General features: G+C 68.3%; 1 protein-coding gene. It reads right to left on the bottom strand.

What is annotated here, in order from left to right; all coding sequences use genetic code 11:
- A partial coding sequence (locus DMC18_RS24880) for an MFS transporter (protein WP_146218219.1) occupies positions 1–415 on the bottom strand: 415 nt, incomplete at its 3' end.
- Between the last annotated feature and the right edge of the window lie 983 nt (positions 416–1,398).

The raw sequence follows: 1,398 nt of genomic DNA, 5'->3' as shown, positions 1-1,398 counted from the left end.
CGGCGGGGGCGCCGGCCACGATCACGGCCAGGGCCGTCGGCGCGCACACCGCCTGGGCCAGGCCCAGCACCAGGCGCGAGGCGAACAGGGCGGCGTAGGTCTGGGCGAAGGCCATGGCCATGGTGGCCAGGGTCCAGAGGGCGGCGGACCCCGCCAGCAGTAGTCCGCGCGGCAGGCGGTGCCCGCGATGGCCGGTGACCAGGGTGGCGACGGTGTAGAGCGCCACGAAGGCGGGTCCCTGCAGCGCCCCCAGCTGGGTGTCGGTCAGCTGGAAGCCGGCCTTGAAGGCGGGGGCGTAGACGCTTGGCACGGCCCGATCGACGAAGGCCATGAAATGGCCGGCGGCCAGCAGCAGGACGATTGGGAAGTCGAGGAGCGGGCCTTCATCCGGGCCCTGACGTACGCGCTCTGACATCGGGCTCTGAAAGCTTTCCGGGAGCGCACTGTTTCCCCCCGCGCGAGGTCGTAGTTAACGCAACCGAATGCGCTGTCCAGTCCTTCGCGGGACGGCGTGTTGCGGAATGTTCCAGCTTTGGGACGCGACAGTTCCCCGGAGCGGGTGTTAGCCGTCGCCTCGAACGCTTTCACCGCATGCGGGGAAGCGACGAGCGTCTCCTGCGTTGTGGCCGGGCCTGTCGATCCCTCGATCCCTGCCGTGACGCTGCCGGGGGGGCGGCTCGACGTCGTCACGCACTCCACAAGCGGTCGGCGGCGTCGAGGCGAACCCGACGAAATTTCGCCCGCGGCCGCGATGATCGGCGCCGGGGCGACGACAGCCTTCGCCGCTTCCTCCAGGCGGTGAAGAGGAGAGGGTGGCCTGGCCGCAGGGTCGTGGGGGCGATCCGCGGCCCGGTCCGCGACCAGCGACGCGCATTCTGCGCCGCTGGTCGCCTCCCCGCTGATCAAACAGCGCTCATCATCCACCGTTCCGCCAATAATCGCGTGGGTTGATCTGGACGCTGATTGCGAACAGGGCGATTATTTTCCGGCTCGCGCGAAGACCGGCGCGAGGCGATCACGACGTCCGTGGACCGATCGTTTCAGAGGAGGTTCTGTCGAGATATCGACGAAACTCGCTCACTGTGGCGCTGGCGCCACAGCCGATTTGCGAGGTCACGCGTTTGTCGTCGTGGAAGCCGCCCCGCGGGGGGCGTCCTGGCTAATTTAAAGAGGGTTCTCACATGAAATTCGGGTTGCTGGCTGGCGTCGCAGCCGTCGCGCTTTGCGCGGCGTCAGGCGCCTCCGCCCAAAGCGCGTTGAGCGGATGGTACGTGGCCGGCGACGTCGGTTACCACTCGACCGAGGGCGTTGAAACGAGTTCGTCGGTGGACGCCTCCGACGGCCGTCCCTACGACTGGACCTTCTCGACCGACAAGGACTGGGCGGGCTTCGCGCGCC

Origin of the sequence: Caulobacter sp. D5, from assembly GCF_003185805.1 — a bacterium.
GTDB lineage: Bacteria > Pseudomonadota > Alphaproteobacteria > Caulobacterales > Caulobacteraceae > Caulobacter.
The sequence above is the reverse complement of the archived record's forward strand: the minus strand, read 5'-3'. Positions and strand labels throughout refer to the sequence as shown.